This is a genomic window from Kitasatospora sp. NPDC007106, from assembly GCF_040634455.1.
Taxonomy (GTDB): domain Bacteria; phylum Actinomycetota; class Actinomycetes; order Streptomycetales; family Streptomycetaceae; genus Kitasatospora; species Kitasatospora arboriphila.
Map to the genome: position 1 here is coordinate 1 of NZ_JBEYFP010000567.1, position 3962 is coordinate 3962.

At 71.8% G+C, this 3962-nt stretch carries 5 protein-coding genes; 4 read left to right on the top strand and 1 reads right to left on the bottom strand.

The features are described 5' to 3' along the window. Window positions 1–305, bottom strand: a 305-nt coding sequence (locus ABZ641_RS28495; protein WP_359986274.1) for an Rrf2 family transcriptional regulator, incomplete at its 3' end; no start/stop codon positions are given. A gap of 221 nt (window positions 306–526) precedes the next feature. Between ABZ641_RS28495 and ABZ641_RS28500 the strand changes: the two genes are divergently transcribed. The 4 genes from ABZ641_RS28500 to ABZ641_RS28515 all read left to right on the top strand — a co-directional run. Continuing rightward, entirely contained in the window at window positions 527–1060 is a 534-nt protein-coding gene (locus ABZ641_RS28500; protein ID WP_359986277.1) for a cupin domain-containing protein, read from the top strand. 493 nt (window positions 1061–1553) lie between these two features. After that, window positions 1554–2453: an ABC transporter substrate-binding protein gene (locus tag ABZ641_RS28505; protein WP_359986280.1), complete on the top strand. Its 900-nt coding sequence runs from the start codon at window positions 1554–1556 to the stop codon at window positions 2451–2453. Window positions 2454–2496: 43 nt separating this feature from the next. Then, window positions 2497–3291, top strand: coding sequence for an amino acid ABC transporter permease (locus tag ABZ641_RS28510; RefSeq protein ID WP_359986283.1), 795 nt, complete (start codon window positions 2497–2499; stop codon window positions 3289–3291). Between the two features lie 64 nt (window positions 3292–3355). Further along, the coding region (locus ABZ641_RS28515) for an amino acid ABC transporter ATP-binding protein (protein WP_359986286.1) at window positions 3356–3962 on the top strand (607 nt) is incomplete at its 3' end.

Consider the following 3962-nt stretch of genomic DNA (forward strand, 5'->3'; position numbering starts at 1 on the left):
GGGCCGGGGTAGGCGAGGCCGTCCAGCGGCTCGCCCCGCAGGGTGATGATGCCGCCGTCCACCGCGCGGACCACGTCGAGCAGGGTGATGTCGGCGGCGGCGCGGCCGAGCCAGTAGCCGCCCTCGCAGCCGCGCTGGCTGCGCACCAGGCCGGCCCGGCGCAGGTCGCCGACCACCGACTTCAGGAACCGGAACGGGATGCCCTGGGAAGAGGCGATGGCCTCGCAGGTGAGCGGACGGCCCGTGTCGCAGGCGAGTTCGACGAGCGCGCGGGCGGCGTAGTCCGCCTTCGCGGAAATATGCATGCCACGAGTATCCACCGGTCGCGGCCGTCTTCAAGGCCCGCCCCCGGGTGGCCGGTTGGGCCATCCGACCAAAGGACACCTCTTGACATCCTTTGTGCGGCGCGCCTAGCGTCCGGAACGCGCCGCTGCTGCGCCCGCCTCGCCGGCGGGCCATCCTGCCGCGCACGCGCCGCCGTGCCGTCCGCCGATTCCCGCGCCTCAGCCCAGTCCAGGGAGCCGCCATGTCCACCTCCCCCAGCCCCACCGACCCGGCCGGCGGGAGCCGGGCGAGCTGCGCCGGCGACGGCTTCCACCCGCACCTGCCGGGCGACGGAGCTGCCGCCGCACCTCTGCGGGCCCGGCTCCACCACGTCAGGGCCGGCGAGCTCGACGGCGACACCGCGCAGACCGGCGGCATGCGCCGTTTCGCGGCGATCAGCGGCCGCACGGTCGGCTCGGAGAAGCTCTGGATGGGCCAGACCCACGTAGCGCCCGCGACGGCCTCCTCCGACCACCACCACGGCGACTCGGAGACCGCGATCCACGTGGTCAGTGGCCACCCGGAGTTCGTCTTCGTGGACGACTCCTCCGGCGAGCCGGTAGAGGTGCGGCTGCGCACCGGGCCGGGCGACTACGTCTTCGTGCCGCCGTTCGTCCCGCACCGCGAGGAGAACCCCGACCCCGAGGAGGAGGCCGTCGTCGTGATCGCCCGCAGCACCCAGGAGGCCGTGGTCGTCAACCTGCCCAGCCTCTACGCCGGCCCCGGGGCGGACTGACCGCGCGGGGCCGGGCGGCCCCGGCCAGCCGCTCCTGTGCCATCGGCGAGCCAGGCACCGGGCAGGCCGCCGACCCGCCCGTTCGTTGCGGGCGCCGTATCAGGTGATCCGCCCGTAGTACGCGTACCGGGGAGTCCGTACCGCACTGCACCGACCGCACTGCACCGCCCGCCCCGCGAAGCCGATCCGCGCAGCGGGCACTCGACCGGCAGTGCGTGGGCGATTTGACTCCGCCGACGATCACCACGCATAGTGCCCGCATGGCTGGTTACCTCGTTTCGCGCAGGCACGTCGACCTGCGCCGCGTGACGGCGATGAGCTGTCACCCCAGCTGCTGACGCGCGCCCTTCTCCGGTTCTGACGCCGGGCGCCCGCCCCTTCGTTCCCATCTGTACGCACCCGCACCGATCCGTGCGGTTGTTCGCTGCCGCCCGCCCTGCCCCGGTTCCCCGTGCAACCGCGCAGGCCGGTCGTGCCTTCCTTCGCCACCGCCATGTCTGGAGCCCCCGTGCGCCCGCACCGCGTTCTCGCCACCGCTCTCGCTGCCCTTTCCCTCGCCCCGCTCGCCGCCTGCAGCAGCACGTCGGCGGCGACCGAGTCCGCCGACAACCCCTACCAGCTGCCCGTGCCGGGGACGATACGCGTCGGCACGCTCTCGGACGCGCCCCCGAACGTGTACCTCAAGGACGGCAAGTTCACCGGCTTCGACAACGACCTGTTCATCGCCGTCGCCGCCAAGGCCGGCCTCAAGGTGGACTTCGCCGCGACGGACTTCTCCTCCCTGCTGTCGCAGGTCGCCAACCACAAGTTCGACGTGGGCAGTTCGTCCATCACCGTGACCGAGGCCCGGAAGAGGACGGTGGCCTTCACCAGCGGTTACGACTTCGGATACTTCGGGCTCGACGTTCCCGCCGGTTCGCCGATCACCGGCTTCGACCGGCTCACCGGCAAGCGGGTCGTGGTCGTCCAGGGAACCGTCCAGGACGACTACGCGACCAAGCGCAACCTCAACCCGGTGCGGGTGCCCGACTACAACGGCGCACTCAACCAGCTGAAGGCGGGCACCGCGGAGGCCTGGATCTCCCCCGCGGAGATCGGCGAGAAGAGTGCCAAGGACAGCGGCGGCAAGGTGGTGCTCGCGCAGAAGCAGCTCAGCCCCGCGCCGACCGCCTTCGCCGTCGCACAGGACCGCCCGCAGCTGCTCGCCGCGCTGAACAAGGCCCTTGACGAGGTGATCGCGGACGGGACCTGGACGCGCCTCCAGGAGCAGTACTACCCGGGCCGGCCGGTACCGGACGGGTTCAAGCCCGGAAGCGGCTCGGTCACTCACCCGCCCGTGAAGGCGACGGGCCCGGCCGCGAGTGCACCGGCCGGCGCGACGGCGACCCCCTGACCTGCGACCGCAACCACAGCAACGGACCTGACAGGAGGCCGACGTGGACCAGTGGGGCACGCTGGCGGAGACGTTCTTCGACTGGGGATCGATGCGCTCGGCGATCTCCGACCTGCTCACCACCGGCGTGCCCAACACGCTGCTCCTCGCGGTGACATCGGCCGTCATCGGCACACTGCTGGGCCTGCTCCTGGCGGTGGCCGGAACCGCCGGGACACGCTGGCTGCGCTGGCCGGCCCGGGTCTACACCGACGTGTTCCGCGGCCTTCCGGCCGCGGTCACCATCCTGCTGATCGGTGTCGGACTGGCGCCGCAGGGGATGCTGATCTGGGGGCCGGACCCCTACCCCCTGGGCATCCTCGCGCTCTCGCTGATCGCCGCCGCCTACTTCGGCGAGATCTTCCGCTCCGGGATCCAGAGCGTGGAGGCGGGCCAGCTCGAGGCGGCGCGCGCCCTCGGCTTCTCGTACGCATCGGCCATGCGACTGGTCATCGTTCCGCTGGGCGTCCGGCGCGTCCTTCCGGCCTGGGTCAACCAGCTCATCGCGCTGATCAAGGACTCCAGCCTGATCTACTTCCTCGGGCTGACCGCCGATCAGCGCGACCTGTTCCGGATCGGCCAGGACTCCGCCGCCACCACCGGCAACGAGTCCGCGCTGGTACTCGCCGGCCTGTTCTACCTCGTCCTCACCGTACCGCTGACGCACCTGGTCAACGTGGTCGACCGGCGGCTCCGGCACGGGCGGAGGGTCGTCGAACCGACCACCGGGACGACCGGCTCCGAGCCCCTGCCGGCGACCGAATCCGACCCCGCACTCGAAGGAGCGGCACGTGCCTGACCAGCGATCCGTCGACACCGCAGCGACCGGCAGGCGCACCGGCACGTTTTTCTCCCCGGTCAGCCTGGCGACCCGTGACCTCCGCCTGTCCCTGGGCGGCAACCCGGTCCTGCGGGGCGTGGACCTCGACGTCCCCGAGGGGCAAACGCTCTCCGTGATCGGGCCCTCCGGGTCCGGCAAGTCCACGCTGCTGAGGACGATCAACCGGCTGCTGGAGCCCGAACGCGGCGATGTCCTGCTGGACGGCGAGAGCGTCCTGCGACGCGACCCCGATCTGCTGCGCCAGCAGGTCGGCATGGTCTTCCAGCAGTTCAACCTCTTCCCGCACATGAGCGTCCTGCGCAACCTCACGCTCCCGCTCCGCAGGCTGAAGGGGCTCTCCCGCGAGGAGGCGGTCGAGACCGCCCACCGCCAGCTCGACCTCGTCGGACTGCGGCACAAGGCCGACGTGCGTCCCGGACGGCTGTCCGGCGGGCAGCAGCAGCGTGTGGCGATCGCCCGCGCCCTGGTGATGGCGCCCCGGGTCATGCTCTTCGACGAGGCGACCTCCGCGCTGGACCCGGAACTGGTCAAGGGCGTCCTGACACTGATGGCCGACCTCGGCCGCGAGGGCATGACCATGGTGGTGGTCACGCACGAGATGGGCTTCGCCCGCTCGGTCTCGGACGGCG

What these genes read in the sequence shown, in the direction of transcription:
- ABZ641_RS28500 (WP_359986277.1), top strand. Translation starts at nt 527, where the DNA reads ATGTCCACCTCCCCCAGCCCCACCGACCCGGCCGGCGGGAGCCGGGCG.
- ABZ641_RS28505 (WP_359986280.1), top strand. Translation starts at nt 1,554, where the DNA reads ATGTCTGGAGCCCCCGTGCGCCCGCACCGCGTTCTCGCCACCGCTCTC.